This window comes from Halogeometricum limi, assembly GCF_900115785.1.
Lineage (GTDB): Archaea > Halobacteriota > Halobacteria > Halobacteriales > Haloferacaceae > Halogeometricum > Halogeometricum limi.
Genome location: NZ_FOYS01000005.1, coordinates 15,656 through 34,990 on the forward strand (window position 1 = coordinate 15,656; position 19,335 = coordinate 34,990).

Sequence of the window (19,335 nt, forward strand, 5' to 3'; positions counted from 1 at the left end):
GACCCGCCTCACTCCGACTCCGCGTTCTCGACGGTGACGCGTACGGCGGAGTGTTTGTACTCGGGTATCTTCGACACCGGGTCGAGGGCGTCGCCCGTGAGGGCGTTCGCGAGGGGTTCGGCGTAGTGGAACGTCGCGAACACCGTCCCGCGACGCACGGCGGGCGTCACGTCGGCGACGACGGTGACCGACCCGCGGTCGTTCGCGACTCGGACCCGGACCCCGTCGTCGATACCCCGTTCGACGGCGTCGTCGGGGTGAATCTGGAGGGCGTCTTCGGAGCGGAGGCGCGTGAGGAGTCCCGACCGACGGGTGAGCGCACCGCTGTTGAAGTGCTGGAGGACGCGCCCGGTGGTGAGGACGAGGTGGTCGTCGTCCACCGCGTCGGCGGGGTCGACGTGTTCGACGACGCGCAACGCGGCGCATCTGTCCCCGGAGGCGAACCGCTCTCGGTGGAGGACGTCCACGCCCTCGGTCGCACCCTCGGGGAACGGCCAGCGCTGGCTTCCCGTCCCCAGCCCCGCGTACGACATTCCGGCGTACTGCGGCGTCACGCGCGCAATCTCCTCGAACACCTGCTCGGGGCTATCGTAGTCGAACTGGGCGTCGAGTCCGGTCAGTCGCCGCCCGAGTTCGCAGAGGACGGCGAGGTCCTCGCGCGCGTCGCCCGGGGGGTCGGCGTTCGGTCGCATCCGCTGGACCTGTCTGTCGGTGTTGGTCACGGTGCCACCGCGTTCGGCCCACGCGCTTCCCGGGAGGACCACGTCGGCGAACGCGGCCGTCTCGGTGAGAAACAGGTCGTGGACGGCGAGGAAGTCGAGCGAGTCGAATTTCTCGGCGACCCGGTTCGCGTTCGGTTCCGTGACGACGGGGTTCTCGCCGAAGACGAACGCGCCGCGGACGCCCCCGCCGAACGCGTGGGTCGCCTCTACTTCGGTCAGTCCAGGCACCGCGGGCGGTTCGACGCCCCACTCTCGTGCGAGTCGTTCGCGGGCGTCCACGTCCGTCACCGGGGCGTACCCGGGCAGTACGTTCGGTAACGCCCCCACGTCGCCCGCCCCTTGGACGTTGTTCTGCCCGCGAAGCGGGTTCACGCCGGACCCGCGCTTTCCGACGTTCCCCGTCAGGAGCGCGAGGTTGAGCAGGGCGTGGACGTTGTCGGTCCCGCAGTGGTGTTGGCTCGTTCCCATCCCGGTGAAGATGGCGGCGCGTTCGACGCTCGCGTACGCCCGCGCCGCGGCGCGGAGTTCGCCCGGGTCGACGCCGGCCAGTTCGGCGTTCGCGTCCACGTCGACGCCGTCCAACGCGGCGACGAACGCATCGACGCCGGAGACGCGCTCTTCGAGGAACGCGTCGTCGGTCAGTCCTTCCTCGACGAGTACCTTCGCCATCGCGTTCAGGAGCGGGATGTCGTAACCGGGTCTGACCGGGAGGTGATGCGCCGCCAACTTGGTGGTCGCGTTCTCGCGCGGGTCGACGTGAATCAGCGTCGTCCCGTCTCGTATCGCCGGTGCGAGGTACGACTGGAAGATTATCGGGTGATTCTCGGCGGGGTTCGCTCCGACGACGAAGTAGGCGTCGGCCTCCGTCAGGTCGACGAGGGAGTTCGTCATCGCGCCCGCGCCGAACCGTTCCTGCATCGCCGCGACGGTAGAAGAGTGACAGAGGCGCGCGCAGTTGTCGACGTTGTTCGTTCCGAGGAGTCGCGCGAGTTTCTGGAAGACGTAGTTCTCCTCGTTCGTGCAGTTCGAGGAGGCGAAGAAGAACAGTGCGTCGGGACCGTCTCGGTCGCGAATCTCGCCGAACGCCGTCTCGATTCGTTCGAACGCCTCCTCCCACGTCGCCTCTCTGAGGCCATCGCCGTCGCGGACGAGCGGAGCCGTGAGTCGGTCGGGGTGGTCTACGACGTCGAACGCGGCGACGCCTTTCGGGCAGAGTTCGCCGCGGGTGTTGACCGGTGCGCGCCATCCCGTCGCTTTTCCGCTCTTCGGGTCGTACGAGAGGCCGCACCCGACGCCACAGAACGGACAGATGCTCTCTCGGGCCTCGAAGACCCGCTCACCCGGAGTTTCCATAGCCTCCGTACGACGGCCGAGAGATAGAGTGTTGTGTAGTTGTCGTGTTCCGGCCGGTCGCTCACATCGTCGGGTCGGCGGGTTCGACCGGTTCCCCGGCGTCGCGCCACGCGGTGAACCCACCTTCGAGACTGGCCACGCGTTCGAGCCCCATCTCCTTGGCTCGCTGTGCCGCGAGGAGAGAGCGCCCCCCGACGGCGCAGACGAAGACGTACTCGGCGTCCTCGCCGAACCGCGAGACGTAGTAGGGGCTCTCGGGGTCGATACAGAACTCGAGCATCCCCCGCGAGACGTGTACCGCGTCGGGGATGCGTCCCTCCTTCCACAGTTCGGGGGCGTCGCGCACGTCGACGAACACCGCACCGTCGTCGTACCGCCGCGACGCCTCACCGACCGCGTACTCGCGAACTTCGGACCGAGCCTCGTCCAACAACTCGACGTACCCCTTCGTGATGCTGTTCGCCGCCCTCCCATCCCCGTCTCCGGCCACCATCGCTTCCAGTACGATTCGTGTAAGATTAGTTATTTCTACACGTCGTCGTTTTCCGGAGTTTCGGCGTCTGAGACCAATTTTCGGCCAGTACGTGTCGGGATAGTGGGGCGAAAGCGTCAATCGCTCGTAGATTCATAGATACTGTGAGCAGTTCCCATGACTTCCGCTTTCGTCGTCCCACTCGACGGGTCCGTGAGGGACCCTGCACGCCTCGGTGGAAAGGCCGCGAACCTCGTGTCGCTGGTCGACGCCGGGTTCGCCGTCCCCGCCGCCGTCTGCGTCACCACCGACGCCTTCCGAGAGCTCTCTGCCGACAAAACGAGCAAAGAACTCTTGGACGAACTGGAGGAACTGGACGAAACCGCCGCCGAACGGGCGACGGCGGTCGGCGCGGAACTCCGCGAGCACCTTCGCGGACGGCCGGTACCCGACGCAGTCCGGGACGGACTCGCGGCGTTTATCGACGAGAACCGGTCGTACGCCGTCCGTTCCTCGGCGACGGCGGAGGACCTCCCGCACGCGTCGTTCGCCGGGCAACACGACACGTTCCTCGACGTCCGCGGTATCGACGCCCTCGTCGACGGCGTCCGCGACTGCATGGCGAGTCTATTCACCGACCGGGCAGTCGCGTACCGCGTCCAGAACGACATCTCGCACCGCGAGGTGGCCAACGCCGTCGTCGTCCAGGAGATGGTCGCCGCCGACGCCGCGGGCGTCCTCTTCACGGTCGACCCGGACTCTGGAAACCGTACCGTCGCTGTCGTGGAGGCGAGTTTCGGCCTCGGCGACTCCGTCGTCTCCGGCGACGTCGAACCCGATAGCGTCCGTATCGACCGACAGGCCGGCGAGGTGCTGTCGTATCGCGTCGGGTCGAAGCGAACGGCGCGGTACTCGACCGGTGACGGCGACACTGATACCGTCGAACTCGACCCGACCGACAGGCACGCGCGGGTCCTCCGGACGAGGCAACTGACGGAACTCGTCGAACTCGGGGACCGGGTCGAGGACCTGTTCGGGCGGCCGCAAGACATCGAGTGGGCGCTGGTCGACGGCGAATTCGTCCTCCTCCAGGCGCGCCCCATCACCACGCTGTTTCCCGTCCCGACGCCGGCACCCACCGACGACAGACTGCACGTCTACGTGGGGGTCGGACACATGCAGGCGTTTCCGGAGGCACTTCCACCGCTCGTTCGGGACGTGTGGGGCGTCTACATCGAGACGATGCCGGAGGCGTTCGGTATCGACGACGGCGTCTCGCTCGGCGCGGAAGCCGGGGGACGGGTCTACATGGACCTCACACCGGCCCTCCGCGTCCCCTTCGTCCGGGAGAAGGTCGTCTCCGGGTTCGACGCGTTGAGCGAACCGGTAGCCGACGGACTCTGGGACTTGCTCGCGCGCCGACCTGAGGAGTTCCGGACCGAGATTCCGTCGCCGTCGACTGCCTTCTCGGTCGCCGGCGGCGTGTGGCGGGGGGCCGAAGTCGTCCTGCCCGTGCTCCCGGCGACGCTGGCGAGCGTCGCCGACGCGTTCGTCGGCGACCCGCGCCCGCCCGAGGAGTTCGAGCGACTGTTTCTGGAGTGGGGCAGAGAGACGACGGCGGACATCCACGACCGACCCACCGTCGCGGCACGCGCCCGCGCCGCCGCGAACTCGCTCGACGTCTCCGAAGTCATCGCCGACCTCTACCCCCGGATGGGGCCGTTGCTCGCGGCGTTCGCCGTCGGCGGGTGGCTTCGTCGGAACTTCCCCGACGCCGAGGAAGACGTGAACGCCGTCGGCAAGGGGTTCGAAGCCGAACTCGTCACGCGACTCAACCTCGGACTCGGCGACCTGGCAGACGTGGCACGGGACCACCCCGCCGTCGCCGACGCGATTCGGGAGCGGAAACCGCTGGCAGAGATAGCCGCCGTCGAGGGCGGGGCGGAGTTCGTCGCCGCGTTCGAGGACTACCTCGACGAGTTCGGCCACCGCGCGACGGGGGAGATAGACCTGAGTCGACCGCGGTGGCGCGAGGACCCCGCGACGCTCTTCGGGGCGATTCGAGCCAACTTGGCGAACGAGGGCGCGGGCGACCACAGAGCGCGACTCCAACGACTCGCCGCGGAGGGCGAAGCGGCGGGAGACAGACTCGCCGCCCGCGCGAACTACGGCCTCCTCGGACCCGCCAGAACCCGCATCGTCCGACGGCTGATTCGAACCTACCGAAGCTACGTCCAACTCCGCGAGTACCCGAAACACGGGGCCGCCCACTGGTTCTCGACGTGGCGAGAGACGTACCTCGAAGCGGGCGAGACACTCGTCGAACGCGGCGTCCTCTCGGACCGAGACGACGTCTGGTTCCTCCGACTGGAAGAGTTGTTCGCGGCGCTCGACGGCGAGGAGATTCGAGTCGACGTGACGGCGCGACGCGAGGAGTTCGCTCGTCACTCGAAACTGAACGCTCCTCCGGTGCTCACGAGCGAGGGTGAAATCCCCCGCGTCGCCCCCGACCTGACCGGCCTCCCGCCGGAGACGCTCGTCGGAACCGGCGTCTCCTCTGGCGTCGTCGAGGGCGTCGCACGCGTCATCTTCGACCCGACGGAGGCGACGGTCGAGGCGGGCGAGATTCTCGTCGCGCCGTCGTCGGACCCGGGGTGGACGCCGCTGTTCTTGAACGCCGCGGGGATGGTCGTCGAAGTCGGCGGGCGTATCAGTCACGGCGCACTCGTCGCCCGAGAGTACGGTCTTCCCGCAGTCGTCTCCGTCGAGAACGCTACCGAGCGCATCCGAACGGGCCAGCGTCTCCGCATCGACGGGACGCGAGGAACGGTCGAGATTCTCGGCGACGAGGCCGGCGAGAGCGACGACGTGACCGAGAGAAGCAGCGGTACGGACGACGGGCCAGCGACCGGAACGGGAACCGGTGGAGGACCCGTCTCGCCCGGTGGGTCTGGAACGACAGCCGAGTGACGACGAGACGACTCACGCGAGAGAGCGTGACCGTGCATCGAGTACTCGTTCGAGCGCGAACCCCGGAGCGGCGGCACGTCGAGTCAGTCCACCGTCACCCACAGGAGAAAGCCGACGGCGAACGTCTCGACGACGTGGACGACCATGGTCGCTCGCCAGACGATGTCCGGAACCGAGGTGGCGAACCACACCGAGAGCGTCGGGTCCAGCGTGTAGTAGTACACAGACAGCGCGTTCTCGACGAGGAGCAACGCGCCGAACACGAGGAGTCCGAGCGGATGCTTCGACCGGAACCGGAGCGCGTTTCGCGCCCACACGACGCAGAGCGCGGCGAGCAACACGACGTTCAGCCCCGACGCGATTTGCGCGACGGCGGCCCACGCGTTCATCGGTCGCTCCTCGCGTCGGTCGTCTCGGTCGTCGTGTGCTGGTAGATTATGGTTCGGGGACCGGAGAGTGAAGCGTATCGAGCGTCGGGGGAACCGGGCGTCTGAGACACGCCTACTCGACGATGAACTGCCCGGCTATCTCCTCGACTTCCGACATCGTCATCGCCTCGTCGACGGCGTTCGGGAACGGCGAGGAGACGTTGAGTTCGTTGAGGAACGCGGCGTGGCGGGCCTCGACGCTGTGGATGCCGATGGCCGCCGAGAATATCTGGTCGTTCGCGACCGTCGGCGCGGCACCCGCGTAGGCGGCGACGCCCGTGTTCTCCAGCGCCTTCGCGACGCCGAGAAACTCCGAGGGCGTCTCGTAGCCGAAGTCGTAGGTCGCCTCTTCGACGGGCGTGCCGCCGAGGTCTTTCACCGTCTGTGTCAGGGCGTCCACGTGGCCCGCCTCGTGGTCGCCGGCCGTCCGGAGGTGACCGGGAACCTTCATCTTCAGTTCGTCACCGTACGGCGACAGCACGTCCGCCTGCATCAGTTCGTCGTCGTTGAACTCTTCGAGGCCGTCGCGGTAGAAGGCGTTCTCCAGGTGTTCGAGCGTCAGCGCGTAGTTCAGGACGTTCAGGTCGCTCACGTCGTCTTTCTTCTTGCGGTCGTACGTGACCATCTCGCCGTCCTCCTCGCGTTCGAACGCCGCGGGGTCGACGCCACTCGTGACGAACTGTCCGGCTATCTCCAGGACTTCGTCGACGGTTCGCGCCTCGTCGACGGCCTTCGGGAACGGCGACGCGCCGTTCACGAGGTTGAGGAAACTCGCGTGGCGGGCCTCGACGCTGTGGATGCCCGCCGCGGCGGCGAGGATGGCGTTGTTCGTCACCTTCGGCGCGGCACCCGCGTACGCGGAGACGCCGGTGTTCTCCAACGCCTGTGCCGTCGCGAGGAACTCCGAGGGCGTCTCGTAGCCGAAGTCGTACTCGGCTTCGCCGACGGGTTCGCCGCCGAGGTCTGTCACCGTCTGCGTCAGGGCGTCCACGTGGCCCGCCTCGTGGTCGCCGACGACTTTCAGATACTCCGGGACGTCCATCCGAAGTTCCTCGTTGAACTTCGACAGCACGTCCGCCCCCATCAGTTCGTCGTCGCTGAACATCTTCAGGCCGTCGCGGTAGAAGGCGTTCTCCAGGTGTTCGAGCGTCAGCGCGTAGTTCAGGATGGGGACGTCGGGATTCGTCGGTTCGGGCGTCTCCGTCTCCGTTTCCATCTCCGTCTCGGTCATCGTCGGCGTCTCCGTCGCCGTCGGCGTCGACGACTCCGTCGCGGTCGAACCGCCGTCGCTGTTGCCTGAACAGCCTGCGAGGCCGACGGCGGCGAGGGTCGCTCCCCCGGCGAGGATGCGGCGTCGGTCGTAGGTGCGGGGAGTCTGCTTCGTGGTGTCGGACGAGGAGTCGTTCGCGTTCATGCTCACTCTGGTCGAGGTACAGGACACGTATGAAGAAATTCCGAGTTCCGACAACATTCCGTCCAGAGTGGTCCCCGCTTCTCACCCAAATTCCCTTCACCGACGCTCGCGGGACTAGTCCGCGGAGACGTCCGTCGCGGAGTCGTCGTGGTCGGCGGCTTTCTCGGTCACCTGGAAGTCGGTCACGGGAACGGTCATGCCGTAGAACGCCCCGAGCGAGTGGACGAGGACGACGAGCGGTGTCGTGAGCAACAGGAGTGCCCACACGGCCGGGCGTTCGCGATAGAGGACCAGTCCGAGGACCGACCAGCCGTAGACGACCGTGAGCAGTATCATCGTGAGCGGGAAGTACACCTCCGGGAGGAGCACCATATCGAGGGGTAACGGCACGACGCCCGCGTAGTCGAGCACCGACAGGAACCACAGGAACGGCGCGAACACCGACGTCGCCCACCCGAAATCGCGGATGTAGTACAGCAACTGGTAGTCGTAGGGGAGCAGGTCGCGTTGCATCCGCGTTCCCGTCAGCCACCGGCGTCGCTGACCGACCATCGACCGAACCGACGGCGGTGCCTGGTTGTGGAACGTCACGTCCGAGACGTGGAACGTCGCACCGGCGTCGAGGGCGCGCCAGACGAACACCGAGTCTTCGACGATGGTCTCGACGTCCCACGTCACTCGATCTTCGAGCGACCGGCGAATCGCGACGCCGCCGCCCCACGCGTAGAGCGGGTAGCGCAACCGTCCGAACCCGCGCTGTTCGGTGTTGAACCCGACGCGGTGAATCTCGGCGAGGTACGCGAGTAGCGACCCCGTCCGCTGTGGCCGTTCGCGGAACTGAACCACGTCGGCGTCCGGGATACCGTCCAGTTCGCCGACGAGGGTATCTTCGTCCAGATAGAGGACGTACTCTTTGTCTGTAGGGTGTGCTCGCCGCGCCCACTCCACCGCTCGACCTTTGTTGGTCGCCTCGCACTCGAACGTCTCCGGGACGACGACGACGCGAGCGCCTCGCACGTCTATCGGTTTCTCGGCGACGACGAGGACGTCGTCGAGTCCCTCAGGAAGCGAGTCGACCGTTCGCTGGACGACCGCTTCGGCGTCGACAGTCAACACTCTCGCTTGCACCGCGCCGAGTCCGTGCACCGACGGCGGTGTCGTGTCTCCTCTGCTCCCGGCGTAGGTGACCATCATGTACAGCCAGTATCCGACGGGAAGCGTGTGGAACAGGAGCAACTGCCAGAGGACGAACGAGACGAACACGTCGCCGTCGAAGTGGCGTGCGGCGGTGGCGAGAACGTTCGTTATATGGGGAGTGTAAGGCAAGTAGATAATTCAGTCAAATCTGAAGATATGATAAACATTTCGCAGAAATCATACCTTTCTGTCATATGGCCACGAATGACAACTTTCGACGTGGCTCGCTAGCACAACGACAGACGGCTCTAAACGCCGACGTTCGCGACTCGACCGAATCACGTTCCGTTCTCAGTTTCCGACGCTCGCCTCTTCTCTGAGTACCTGACAGTAGTCGTGAGAAGAGAGTTCGAGATTCGCAGAGTACGTCGAGTCACCGACGACGCCGTGACGTACGTACGCGGACCGTTCGGACGCCGTTTCGATGTCGAACCGCGACGCCGAACGGTCGCCTACTGTTCGGGAGTCGACTCCTCGTACGGTTGGACGACGACGAATCCGTCTTCACCGGCGAACTCCAGTTGGAACGTCTCGCCGGACGTCCGTCCAAGGAAGCCCTTGATGTTCAGGTCACGCTTGGAACTGGGTGAGACGTTGCTGGACCACGCGACGGTCGCGTTCGGGTCGGTGCTCACGGGCGTCCTGACGACTAACGGCTTTCCGTGCGTCGTGATGGCGACGTGTCCGGGACCGGTGAGGTAGACGTTGAACAGTCCGCCCGTCGAGGTACCGGCGATACTGGTGAGCATCTTGATGTCCCAGTCCACGGAGTTCTCGAACGCGAGGACGTCGTTCCCGTTGACGCTGATTTCGTCCTCCTCGTCGAGTTCGAGGATTTGAACCTCCTTTCCCTGGTCGGCGAGGTAGAGGTGACCGGTCCCCCTCGCCTCCATCATCACGGCCCCCTCGCCCGTCACTCGCTTTTTCAGCATCCCGGTCAGTCCGCCGGCGGATTTGCGCTCGAACTTCACGTCGCCGGTGTAGCCGACCATCGACCCGGCTTTCGCCAGGATGGACCCGTCGAGTGCGACGTCGAGTAGCTTCGAGTTCTCCAGTTGGAACGACTCTCCTCCCTCTTTCGGGGCGTGCGCCGAGACGAATTCGTCGAGATTCATAGTGTATCAGAGTCGGTTGGCGACTCGGCCGGAGAGAGACGGTACTCCAGCATAACTGTGACTCAGAAAACACGTCTTCCGGACCGTCGGCTCAGCGCTTCGGCGCGAGGAACTCGCCGAGCCATCGGTCGAGTCGGGAGAAGTCCACGTCGCCGCTTCGCACGGTGACGACCGTGTTGTCACAGAGCGACTGGACGATCTCCGTCGTGGACCCGTCGACGAACTCCCGGAGTCTGCCCTTTCGCGGTGCGGCGACGATCGTCGTGTCGTAGTACGACGACTGGTCCACGATGGCCTCTGCGGGCGAGGAACCCTCGTAGCGCCACGTATCGAAATCCTCGAAGCCGTCGAGACGTTCGGTGCAGTACTGGAACAACGCGTCCGTCTCCCGTTCTCGTCCGTCTCCCTGTACGACGTGGAACAGGTCCAACCACGCGTCGTTCGACTCGGCGACGGCCCGTGCGACGTCGAGTGTCGCGTCCAGGTGTGGTCCGCGGGTGACCGGAACCAGACAGGAAGAGATGCTGTCGTCTTCGGTACCCGGTGTGACCGTCACGTGCGTACTCCGGGATGCGAACGCGAGTTCGCCGCCGCCGAGGACCGACTTCCGGTCGCGGATATCGAAGATGATGGTGATATCGAACCGATCCACGACGTCTTTCACCCACGCGTTCGTGATACGCGGCGGTCGTTCGAGAAACCGCGTCTCGTACGATACCGGGGCGTCCGTCGCCTCCGGTTTCAGCGACTGCGCGACGCTTGCGTTCTCGACGGGAACGACCAATCTCCCGCCGTTCGCCAACATCACGGCGGTCCGGACGAACCGGCAGGTAGCCTGTTCGCCGGGATCGAACAGACAGAGCACCCGTTCTACCGACGTGCCTCCGTCACCACTCGGAGACGCACACCCCACTGCCGAATCCCCCGTGATACGGCTATGCATGGTCCTCTGTCATCTCGTAAGCTATTAAATCTCTGTCTGTTTGGCTCACATGAACTGGGCGTGACGCCCGGGCGAATATCACCGCCATCGTGCCCGTACTACCCGTTCTGCGTGGTCTATCCCAACGTCTTCGACCCACGACTCCGCGTCGGGCTTCGAGCAGGAACGGACCTCCATGACGGCGGCGACGAGGTCCGCGAACGGCCGCGGGTCTACCTCTTCGGTCCCGATGTCGTGGTCGTCGACGCTCGGTGGTGGCACGGTCATCGGCCACACTCGGAACCGGAGACGTAACAGTGGTTCGACGCCGGTTCACTCTCCCGTCGCGTTGCCTTCCGCCTGCACCTCGATGCCGTGTGTATCGATGTCGTCTGTGTCGATGTCGCGCGTCTCGACACCGTCGCGTCTCTTCTGCCGAGACTCCAAAACCGACGCACCTCGCTCAGTTCGGTCACTTCGGTCTGCACCGAACGCTTTGCCAACTTACTTCAGCGAGCGGAGTTTATAACACGTATGTGTTTTTTCACAGCTATCGAACCCCGATTCGTTCTCTCCGGGAGCGTCGTCTCCGACTCGGGTGAGCCGTGAATCCGAGTCGCGTCGACTCCATCGTCGACCTGACCTACGGGTTGCTGATCGCTGTCTCGGTCGGTCTGATCGTCGTCGCCGGGAACACCGTCGGACTGGCGTTCGGGTTCGGTGTACTGGTCTCCTACATCCTGCACGTCGTCTGGAAGATGGCCCGGTTCGACCCGAACTGGATGACCACGGCGGTCAAAGAGACGGTCGAAGAGACGGTCGAAGAGAAGGTCGGCGAGACGGTAGAGAAGACCGTCGGAGAAACAGTGGAGAAGACAGTGGACGAGACAGTTGAAGAGAAAGTCGGCGAGACGGTGGAAAAGACGGTCGGAGAAACCGTCGAGAAGACGGTCGGTGAGACGGTCGAGAAGACAGTGGACGAGACGGTCGAAGAGAAAGTCGGCGAGACGGTAGAGAAGACCGTCGGGGAAACCGTCGAGAAAACGGTCGAAGAGACGGTAGAGAAGACGGTAGACGAGAAGGTCGGTGAGACGGTAGAGAAGACGGTCGGTGAGACGGTAGAGAAGACGGTAGAGGAAACGGTCGGCGAGACGGTGGAGAAGACGGTCGAAGAGAAGGTCGGAGAGACGGTCGAAAAGACGCTGGAAGAACAGTCCGCGGCCGAAGACGGAGACGGCGAAGCGGACGACGAGACGCTCGGAGACGACGAGGAGAAGGCGGATGAGTAGCGTCCTCCTCGTCGCCGGCGTCCTCGTCTCGATGTTCGTCGCCTACAACATCGGCGGGTCGACGACGGGTCCGGCGTTCGGCCCGGCCGTCGGTGCCGACGCCATCTCCAAACCCGTCGCCGCGGCCCTGATGGGGGTGTTCTTCTTCGTCGGGGCGTGGACGCTCGGTCGGAACGTCGTGACGAAACTCGGAACCGAACTCGTCGTCGACACGGGGATTTTCACGCTCGAATCGTCCATCGCGGTGCTGTTTTTCATCGGCGTCGCACTGCTGGTCGGGAACGTCTTCGGCGTCCCGGCCTCGACGTCGATGACCGCGGTGGGCGCAATCGCCGGTCTCGGTCTGGCCGGCGGCGTCCTCGACCTCGCCGTGATGGGACAGATAGTCATCTGGTGGGTCGTCTCGCCCATCATCGGCTTCTGGGTCTCGCTGGTCATCGGCCGGTACTTCTACGCGCGACTGAACGGGATGGTCGCGATGGAGCGCAGTACCGGACCGCTGTTCGACGTCGACCGGTCCGGCGTCGTCCCCATCCCGCGGGTCCACCAGACGACGAACCGTCGAGAACTGGCCGGGACGTTCACCGTCGTCGCTATCGGCTGTCTGATGGCGTTCTCGTCGGGCACCTCGAACATCGCGAACGCCGTCGCACCGCTGGTCGGCAGCGGCGAACTGGCGATGAACCCGGCCATCGCCTTCGGCGGCCTCGCCGTCACTATCGGCGCGTTCACCATCGCTCGGCGGACGCTCGAAACGATGGGCAGCGACATCACCGAACTCCCCCTGACCGCGGCTATCGTCGTCGCGTCGGTCTCCTCTACGCTGGTCGTCTTCCTCTCGGCGCTCGGCATCCCCGCGAGCTTCGTCATCATCGCGACGATGTCCATCGTCGGACTCGGGTGGGGGAGAGCGACCCGACCGATGACCGCCCCCGAAGTCGTCGCTGGTGACGGTGGACCGCGCGTGACGGTCGACGCACTCGCGGCCGACGAAGAGGGCGAGCCGTTGCCTCCCATCGGCGAGGAGGACGTCGAGGACATCCCCAGTCCGGGAGCGCTCTTCAACCCCGTGACGACCGCTCGGGTCGTCCTGATGCAGAACGTCGTCCCGGCTATCGCGACGGCCGGTGCCTACCTCACGTTCCGATTCGTCCCGATATTCGGGTTCTGAACCCGCGCGCGCCGTTCTCGCGCGACGACTCCGAAAGACTTCGACCTCGCGTTTTTCGCAACCGTCTCGGAACCGCGGCGCAGTCGCCGAACACAGACGAGAGACGCGACTACAGCGACCGTTCCGGGTCGCCGTAGCGAAGCATGTCGAGGAACATCGTCTCGAACGTCTCGCCGTCCACGTCGTCGACGACGTGCGTGTCCCGTTCGCCCTCGGTTATCGCGTTCTCGTCGACGAGGCTGTAGCCGCGGGTCATCCCTTCCCGTTCGTCCACGTCGACGTAGTGGTGACTCGACTCGGTGACGAGTTCGGGGTTCAGGACGCACGCCATCGTCAACGAGTCGGGTTGGCTGGTGCTCTCCTCGCCGTGTCGCTCGCGAGCGAACTCCCGGGCGCGAGTGGAGACGGTGTCGAAGAAGTCGGCGTACTCGGTGTCGATGGACTCCGTCTCGCGCAGCATCTCCGGCCCGAACGTCCCGCGACGGAGCGAGAGGCCCCAGTCGACGAGCGAGACGTCCAGTTCGTCGACGACGACTTTCGCGGCTTCGGGGTCGACCCAGAAGTTGAACTCCGCGGAGGGCGTGTCGTTTCCGAGCGTGTTGACGGCGCCGCCCATCACCCACACGTCGTCGACGAGTTCCGGTAACTCGGGTTCGAGACGAAGCGCGAGTGCGACGTTCGTCAGCGGACCGATACAGACGAGCGTTATCTCGCCGGGCGACTCTCTCACGCGTTCGACGATGGCGTTCGCGCCGTGACCTTCCGCGGAGGGGACGTCGGTGTCGGCGATGACTTCGCCCCCGAGTCCGCCCTCGCCGTGGACGTGGTCGGCGTGTTCGTGGTCCTTCACGAGGGGCGTCCGGGCACCCTCGTAGACCGGCACGTCGGTGGCGCCGGCCACTTCGAGGGTGTACTTTGCGTTCTCGACTTCGTAGTCGAACTCGACGTTGCCGGAGACGATAGTGAGGGCTTCGAGTTCGATGGAGTCTGCGAGCGCCGCCATGAGAATCGCCATCGTGTCGTCGCCCGCGGTGTCGGTGTCGATGATGACCCGTCTGCTCATGGCGGACGTTCCCCGCGTGGTCGCTTAACGGCACGGAATTACGAGCGACGCCTCGCGGTCACTCGCTGTTGACGTACCCGCCGTCGACGAGGACGGACTCGGCGGTGACGTAGGAGGCGAGGTCGCTCGCCAGAAACGTCACGACGCCGGCGACGTCCTCCGGCTTTCCGAACCGTCGAAGCGGCACCGACTGTTCGAGTTGCTCGCCCGCCTCCGTTCCGACGATGGGCGAGTCTTCGGTGGTCATCGCCGTCTCGATGACGCCGGGATGGACGGCGTTCACCCGAACTCCCTCCGGCCCGAGTTCGCTCGCTAACGCGTACGTGAACAGGCGGACGCCGCCCTTCGCCGCCGAGTACGGCGTGATACCGCCGTAGCCGACGAACCCCGCCACGCTCGACATGTTGACGATGCTCCCGCCCGCTCCCCGTTCGACCAACTTCAGCGCCGCCGCCTTCGACCCGTGGAACACGCCGTCCACGTTGACGGACATGAGCGTCCGGTAGTCGTCGAAATCCAGTTCGGTCAACGGTACCTGCGGACCGACGATGCCCGCGTTGTTCACCATCACGTCCAATCCGCCGAACTCGTCGGCGGCGTCGACGGCGGCCACGCAGTCGTCGTAGTCGCTGACGTCGCACTGCACGAACGTCGCCTCGGCACCCCGTTCTTCGAGGAATTCGTGCGTCGGCGCTCCTCCTTCCCTGGGTTCCTCGCGACGGTCGGCGACGACGACCGACGCCCCGTGGTCGGCGAACATCTCCGCGATTGCGCGTCCGATTCCGCTCGTTCCGCCCGTGACGACCGCCGTCTCGCCGTCCAGAAGTGACATACTGCCTACCTTTCTGGGCGGAAAGTGATAACAGTATGCGTGGGTCGACTCAACAGTCTGCAGTGCGGACGTAACGCCGAAGGGTCTTATCGCCGCGCCGTCTCGAACGGGTATGGGCCGCGTCGTGAGTCTCGGGAGCATCAACGTCGACCACGTGGAGTACACAACGCGCGCGGAGATTCGGTCGACCGCAACGTCGTACGACTGGTTCCCGTCGCCGGGGGAGACGGTGACCGTGGGGGCGGTCCCCGACGAGTTCGCACGGCAGTACTCCGAGACGTATCTCGGTGGGAAAGGCGCGAATCAGGCCGTCGCGGCCACCGCCGCCGGCGCTGACACCTCGCTGTTGGGTCTGGTGGGCGACGACGAAGCCGAGTACGCCGTCTGCGACACTCTCGCCGAACGCGGCGTCGACGTGAGCGAACTGGGGCAAACGGACGGGCCGACGGGCGCGGCGTACGTCGCCGTCGACGAGACGGGGGAGAACTACATCGCCATCCTCCCGGGGGCGAACGGCCGCGTCGACGACGCGTACGTCTCCCGCCACGTCGATACACTCGCGAGCGCCGACTGCCTCCTCGTTCAGAACGAACTTCCGCCGGCGACGATTCACACGGCACTCGACCGTCTCGCCGAGAGCGACGCGCGACCGACCGTCGTCTACGACCCCGCACCGGCCGCGGGCGCGGCGGAGATTCTCTCGCACGACTGCGTCGACGTGGTCACGCCGAACCAGAGCGAGTACGCCCGTCTCGAAGCCGAGGTGGACGCGTTCTCCGGCACCGTCGTCCACACCCGCGGTGCGGACGGCGTCGTCGTCTGGGACGCCGACTCGGGGCGCGACGACCCTCGACTCACCGTCGAGTCGCCCACCGTCGACCCCGTCGACACGACGGGTGCGGGCGACGTGTTCACGGGGTACCTCGGCGCGGAACTCGCCGACGGGCGGGGCCTCGAAGCGGCGGTTCGACTGGCGACCGTCGCCGGTGCGCTCTCGACGGAACGCGAGGGCGTCCAGTCCGCGGTCCCCTCGCGTGAGGCCGTCGACGGACTCGTCGTCGACGGCTGAGTCTCAGACTCGCGTCCGCGGCACTCGCGGCGTTCGTCCTCTCGCTCGTTCTCTCGGTCCGGGTCCGGTCGTCTGTTCGTCTCCGGGGCCGTCCTCGACGGGGATGCACACTTCGTGCGCGAGGTTCCGTTCGGCGTTCGCGGAGTTTACCGTCTTGTCGACCCAGAACACCTCCCACGTGCAGTCGTCCGGAGTGAACGTCACCACCGAGTAGCCCCAGTGTGCGCTGTCGAAGAACTCGAAGTCGACGTTGAGTCGTCGCGCCAGACGCCGCATCGCCCGTTCGAGGTAGGCCGGGAACGTGCGGTTCAGCGCGCGGCGATTTCCGAACCGACGGCTGAGAACCTCCCCGATTTTCTCCGCGAAGTTGACGCTCGTCGCGCCCGGCGTCATGAACTCGACGCCGAGTCGGCGGCGTTCGCCGTCTCTGCTCCGGATACGACTCACGAGCGTCGTATGCATGTCGCCGGTCAGCGTGACGAAGTTCGGGCCGTTCGCACGTCGTCTCTCTTCGAGGACGGCGAGGATGTCCCCTCGCTCGACTTCGTAGCCGTCCCACGAATCCCTCGACGGTCGGAGCCACGGCCGCCCCAGCGTGAACGACCCGAACAGCACCGCGTTGGCCCATACCGTCCACGTCGTCTCGCTGTCGCGAAGTTCGTCGAGGAACCACTCTCGCTGCCGCGCCCCGAGCATCGTCCGCGACGAGTCTCGCTTCCGGTCGCGCCCCGGTACGCTCTCCGAGAGCGACAGCGGGCGACTGCGGTACAGTCGTTCGTCCGTCAGCAACACCGTCACGAGGTCACCGAACTGTCGGACGCGATAGAGTTCGAACGAGTCGTGCAGGTGGTCGGCGTCCGGGTCGTACGTGATTCTCGCGGGGACGAACTCCCACCACGCCTGGATGCCGACGCGAGTGAGATACCGAGTGAACTGAGGTACCGTCCCGCAGGGATGGTCGGGAAACACCGGTGCGTCGGCGTCGTAATCCCAGTAGCGGTCGTTGGCGATGGCGTGGTCGTCCCACGTCTGCAAGACGGTGTGGCGTTCGTGGAGTTCGCGGAGGTAGGGGTCGCGTTTGTACGTCTCGTAGATGGCTCGGAAGTCGTCCAGACTCATCGGGAGCGACGACTTGCTGGGCAACTCGATGGTCCGGTCGCGGTACGGTCCGGACGCTCCCTCGTCGCTGTCGGCGTACTCGTAGACGTAGTCTCCGAGATGGAGGACGAAGTCGACGTCCGCCGCCGCGAGATGCGCCATCGCCCCGAAGTAGCCGTTCTGATAGTTCTGACAGTTCAACAGTCCGAGTCGCAACCGCCTGAGTTCGGTGTCGCGCGCGGGGAGCGTTCGGCACCGCCCGGTCCGACTCCTGACGCCGCCGTACGCGAACCGATAGTAGTAGGTGCTGTTCGGTTCGAGGACGCCCGCCAGGTCGACGCGAACGGTGTAGTTGTCGCTCGGCTTCACGCTCGGTTCGGGGAGTTCAGACCGGAGAATCACGTCCTCGAAGTCGGCGTCGGCCGCGACTTCGACTCTGAGCGCCGTCGGCGGGTCGTACTGCTCCGGTGCGATACGCGTCCAGAGAATCACCCCCGTCGGCGTCGGTCCGCCGCTGGCGACGGACTGCGGGAACACGTCGTCCGTCTCCGCGACGCTGTCTCCCCCGAGACGCTCGACGCTCGGAAGCTTCGAGGCGTCGACGGCGGGCCGAATGGTAACGCTCTGCATGAATACTGTTCGATTCTAGACGTGATAAAGCCGCTTCAGCGGTTCGTGACGGTGCGGTTCGCCTGAAGGTACGGCCCGTCACGTCCGCCAGAACGACGGCGTCAGGAGGACGAGTACCGGGATAATCTCGATTCGTCCGATCCACATCAGAAACGTCATGAGAAGCTTCGTCGACCGGGAGAACGGTTCGTAGCTCTCGAACGGGCCCGCGATTCCGAACGCGGGACCGACGTTGAAGAACGTCGCCGCCGCCGCCCCCATCGCCTCGAACTCGCTGACGGTCAGTTGGCCGCGCGACGCGTCGACGGCGACGAATATCGTCGCACCGATGAAGAACAGGAGGCTCACGAGCGCGTACGCGTAGATGTCTCGAATCGTCTGCTCGTCGACCACGGACCCGCTCAGTCGCACCGGACGGACCACGCGAGGGTTCGAGGCGACGAACAGGTCCCGACGGAACGCCTTCAAGACGACGAGCCACCGGAGCGCCTTGATAGAACACGTCGTACTCCCGGCCATTCCGCCGACGAACATACAGACGAAGAGCAGGTGTTTCGCGCCCGACGACCAGAAGTTGAAATCGGTGCTCGCGTAGCCGGTTGTCGTGACGATCGAGACCACTTGGAAGAGCGAGTGCCTGACGACCGACTCCGGTTCCGTGTGCGGCCCGCCGTCGAGAAACAGGATGCCCGCGACGGCGATGGTGAAGAACGCGAGGATAGCCAGATAGAAGCGGAACTCTTCGCTATCGCGGAGTCGCTCGAAGTGCCCCTGTGAGACGAAGTAGATGAGGATGAAGTTCGTCGCTCCGATCACCATGAACGGTATGATGACCCACTGCACCGCCGGCGAGAAGGCGGCGATGCTCGCCGCACGCGGAGAGAACCCACTCGTGGAGATAGTCGTAAACGCGTGTGCGACGGCGTCGAACAGCGTCATCTTCGGGGCGAACCCGCCGAGGTGGAGTCCGTAGAGCACGGTCACCTGCAGACCAGTCAGACCGAGGTACAACCGCCAGATGAGCCCGGCAGTCTCCGATATCTTCGGCGTGAGCTTCGTCACGTCTCGCGTCTGACTCTCCGTCTCCATCAGGTTCCCACCGCCGACCCCCAGTTGCGAGAGCACCGCCGTCGCGAGGACGAGGATACCGAGGCCGCCCAACCACTGGAGTACCGCTCGCCACATGAGGATGGCCCGCGAGTGAGCGTCGAAGTCGATGATGACCGTCGCACCTGTCGTCGTGATTCCGCTCATGCTCTCGAACAGCGCGTTCACCGGGTCCGCGAGCGTCCCCGCACCGGCGACGACGAACGGAACCGCGCCGACGACGGCGACGCCCAACCAGATGACGGCGACCATCAAGAACGCCTCTCGCTCTCTGAACGTCGTGTCCGTCGTCAACCGTTCGAGTCCCTCTCCGGCGACGACGACGCCGGCCATCGGGAGGACGAACGGCGTCACCGCTGTTCCGTCGTACAGGGCGATTCCGAGCGGAAGCAGGAACGGAACCCACAACCACTTGAGCACCGTTCCGACCAGTCGGAGACTCGTCCGCCACTCGACTTGGTTCATACGACCGTCACGATATCG

General features: G+C 65.5%; 16 protein-coding genes. 4 read left to right on the top strand and 12 right to left on the bottom strand.

All coding sequences use genetic code 11. The annotated features are described in order from the left end of the window. Positions 1–8 precede the first annotated feature (8 nt). Positions 9–2,075, bottom strand: a complete 2,067-nt coding sequence (fdhF, locus tag BM282_RS14095) for a formate dehydrogenase subunit alpha (protein ID WP_089882203.1) — start codon at positions 2,073–2,075, stop codon at positions 9–11. Positions 2,076–2,136: 61 nt separating this feature from the next. Further along, the gene (locus BM282_RS14100; RefSeq protein WP_089882205.1) at positions 2,137–2,568 is read right to left on the bottom strand and encodes a rhodanese-like domain-containing protein; all 432 of its coding nucleotides are present in this window, start codon (positions 2,566–2,568) and stop codon (positions 2,137–2,139) included. 156 nt (positions 2,569–2,724) lie between these two features. On the opposite strand from BM282_RS14100, the gene BM282_RS14105 reads away from it, so the two are divergent. Further along, positions 2,725–5,517 carry a PEP/pyruvate-binding domain-containing protein gene (locus tag BM282_RS14105; RefSeq protein WP_089882207.1) on the top strand — a complete coding sequence of 931 codons (2,793 nt, stop codon included), beginning with the start codon at positions 2,725–2,727 and terminating at the stop codon, positions 5,515–5,517. Positions 5,518–5,600: 83 nt separating this feature from the next. Here the strand turns inward: BM282_RS14105 and BM282_RS14110 are convergent, their stop codons facing one another. The 6 genes from BM282_RS14110 to BM282_RS14135 all read right to left on the bottom strand — a co-directional run bounded on the left by BM282_RS14110 (position 5,601) and on the right by BM282_RS14135 (position 10,881). Continuing rightward, a complete protein-coding gene (locus tag BM282_RS14110) occupies positions 5,601–5,906 on the bottom strand; it encodes a hypothetical protein (RefSeq protein ID WP_089882209.1) in 306 nt (101 codons plus the stop codon). A 112-nt stretch (positions 5,907–6,018) separates the two neighbouring features. Then, on the bottom strand, positions 6,019–7,359 hold the full coding sequence (locus BM282_RS14115) for a ferritin-like domain-containing protein (protein ID WP_089882211.1): 1,341 nt from the start codon (positions 7,357–7,359) through the stop codon (positions 6,019–6,021). Positions 7,360–7,473: 114 nt separating this feature from the next. Further along, positions 7,474–8,685 carry a glycosyltransferase gene (locus BM282_RS14120; protein ID WP_089882213.1) on the bottom strand — a complete coding sequence of 404 codons (1,212 nt, stop codon included), beginning with the start codon at positions 8,683–8,685 and terminating at the stop codon, positions 7,474–7,476. A 323-nt stretch (positions 8,686–9,008) separates the two neighbouring features. Next, positions 9,009–9,671, bottom strand: coding sequence for an AIM24 family protein (locus BM282_RS14125; protein ID WP_089882215.1), 663 nt, complete (start codon positions 9,669–9,671; stop codon positions 9,009–9,011). A gap of 91 nt (positions 9,672–9,762) precedes the next feature. Then, the gene (locus tag BM282_RS14130; protein ID WP_089882217.1) at positions 9,763–10,614 is read right to left on the bottom strand and encodes a universal stress protein; all 852 of its coding nucleotides are present in this window, start codon (positions 10,612–10,614) and stop codon (positions 9,763–9,765) included. A gap of 78 nt (positions 10,615–10,692) precedes the next feature. Continuing rightward, the gene (locus tag BM282_RS14135; protein WP_089882219.1) at positions 10,693–10,881 is read right to left on the bottom strand and encodes a hypothetical protein; all 189 of its coding nucleotides are present in this window, start codon (positions 10,879–10,881) and stop codon (positions 10,693–10,695) included. Positions 10,882–11,198: 317 nt separating this feature from the next. Here BM282_RS14135 and BM282_RS14140 point away from each other — a divergent pair, with 317 nt between their 5' ends. Beyond that, a complete protein-coding gene (locus BM282_RS14140; RefSeq protein ID WP_089882221.1) occupies positions 11,199–11,882 on the top strand; it encodes a hypothetical protein in 684 nt (227 codons plus the stop codon). Next, positions 11,875–13,053: an inorganic phosphate transporter gene (locus tag BM282_RS14145; protein WP_089882223.1), complete on the top strand. Its 1,179-nt coding sequence runs from the start codon at positions 11,875–11,877 to the stop codon at positions 13,051–13,053. The genes BM282_RS14140 and BM282_RS14145 overlap by 8 nt, the downstream gene beginning before the upstream one ends. A 109-nt stretch (positions 13,054–13,162) precedes the next feature. On the opposite strand, the gene BM282_RS14150 is transcribed toward BM282_RS14145, so the two are convergent. Beyond that, the gene (locus BM282_RS14150; RefSeq protein WP_089882225.1) at positions 13,163–14,116 is read right to left on the bottom strand and encodes a nucleoside hydrolase; all 954 of its coding nucleotides are present in this window, start codon (positions 14,114–14,116) and stop codon (positions 13,163–13,165) included. A 58-nt stretch (positions 14,117–14,174) separates the two neighbouring features. Continuing rightward, the gene (locus BM282_RS14155; protein ID WP_089882227.1) at positions 14,175–14,948 is read right to left on the bottom strand and encodes an SDR family NAD(P)-dependent oxidoreductase; all 774 of its coding nucleotides are present in this window, start codon (positions 14,946–14,948) and stop codon (positions 14,175–14,177) included. 112 nt (positions 14,949–15,060) lie between these two features. Here BM282_RS14155 and BM282_RS14160 point away from each other — a divergent pair, with 112 nt between their 5' ends. After that, on the top strand, positions 15,061–16,017 hold the full coding sequence (locus tag BM282_RS14160; protein ID WP_089882229.1) for a PfkB family carbohydrate kinase: 957 nt from the start codon (positions 15,061–15,063) through the stop codon (positions 16,015–16,017). Between the two features lie 3 nt (positions 16,018–16,020). Here the strand turns inward: BM282_RS14160 and BM282_RS14165 are convergent, their stop codons facing one another. Then, positions 16,021–17,745: an alkaline phosphatase D family protein gene (locus BM282_RS14165; protein WP_089882231.1), complete on the bottom strand. Its 1,725-nt coding sequence runs from the start codon at positions 17,743–17,745 to the stop codon at positions 16,021–16,023. A 78-nt stretch (positions 17,746–17,823) separates the two neighbouring features. Beyond that, entirely contained in the window at positions 17,824–19,317 is a 1,494-nt protein-coding gene (locus tag BM282_RS14170) for a TrkH family potassium uptake protein (RefSeq protein ID WP_089882233.1), read from the bottom strand. Positions 19,318–19,335 lie beyond the last annotated feature (18 nt).

What these genes read in the sequence shown, in the direction of transcription:
- BM282_RS14160 (WP_089882229.1), top strand. Translation starts at nt 15,061, where the DNA reads ATGGGCCGCGTCGTGAGTCTCGGGAGCATCAACGTCGACCACGTGGAG.
- BM282_RS14150 (WP_089882225.1), bottom strand. Translation starts at nt 14,116, where the DNA reads ATGAGCAGACGGGTCATCATCGACACCGACACCGCGGGCGACGACACG.
- BM282_RS14100 (WP_089882205.1), bottom strand. Translation starts at nt 2,568, where the DNA reads ATGGTGGCCGGAGACGGGGATGGGAGGGCGGCGAACAGCATCACGAAG.
- BM282_RS14110 (WP_089882209.1), bottom strand. Translation starts at nt 5,906, where the DNA reads ATGAACGCGTGGGCCGCCGTCGCGCAAATCGCGTCGGGGCTGAACGTC.
- BM282_RS14170 (WP_089882233.1), bottom strand. Translation starts at nt 19,317, where the DNA reads ATGAACCAAGTCGAGTGGCGGACGAGTCTCCGACTGGTCGGAACGGTG.
- BM282_RS14155 (WP_089882227.1), bottom strand. Translation starts at nt 14,948, where the DNA reads ATGTCACTTCTGGACGGCGAGACGGCGGTCGTCACGGGCGGAACGAGC.
- fdhF (WP_089882203.1), bottom strand. Translation starts at nt 2,075, where the DNA reads ATGGAAACTCCGGGTGAGCGGGTCTTCGAGGCCCGAGAGAGCATCTGT.
- BM282_RS14125 (WP_089882215.1), bottom strand. Translation starts at nt 9,671, where the DNA reads ATGAATCTCGACGAATTCGTCTCGGCGCACGCCCCGAAAGAGGGAGGA.
- BM282_RS14165 (WP_089882231.1), bottom strand. Translation starts at nt 17,745, where the DNA reads ATGCAGAGCGTTACCATTCGGCCCGCCGTCGACGCCTCGAAGCTTCCG.
- BM282_RS14115 (WP_089882211.1), bottom strand. Translation starts at nt 7,359, where the DNA reads ATGAACGCGAACGACTCCTCGTCCGACACCACGAAGCAGACTCCCCGC.
- BM282_RS14145 (WP_089882223.1), top strand. Translation starts at nt 11,875, where the DNA reads ATGAGTAGCGTCCTCCTCGTCGCCGGCGTCCTCGTCTCGATGTTCGTC.
- BM282_RS14105 (WP_089882207.1), top strand. Translation starts at nt 2,725, where the DNA reads ATGACTTCCGCTTTCGTCGTCCCACTCGACGGGTCCGTGAGGGACCCT.
- BM282_RS14130 (WP_089882217.1), bottom strand. Translation starts at nt 10,614, where the DNA reads ATGCATAGCCGTATCACGGGGGATTCGGCAGTGGGGTGTGCGTCTCCG.
- BM282_RS14135 (WP_089882219.1), bottom strand. Translation starts at nt 10,881, where the DNA reads ATGACCGTGCCACCACCGAGCGTCGACGACCACGACATCGGGACCGAA.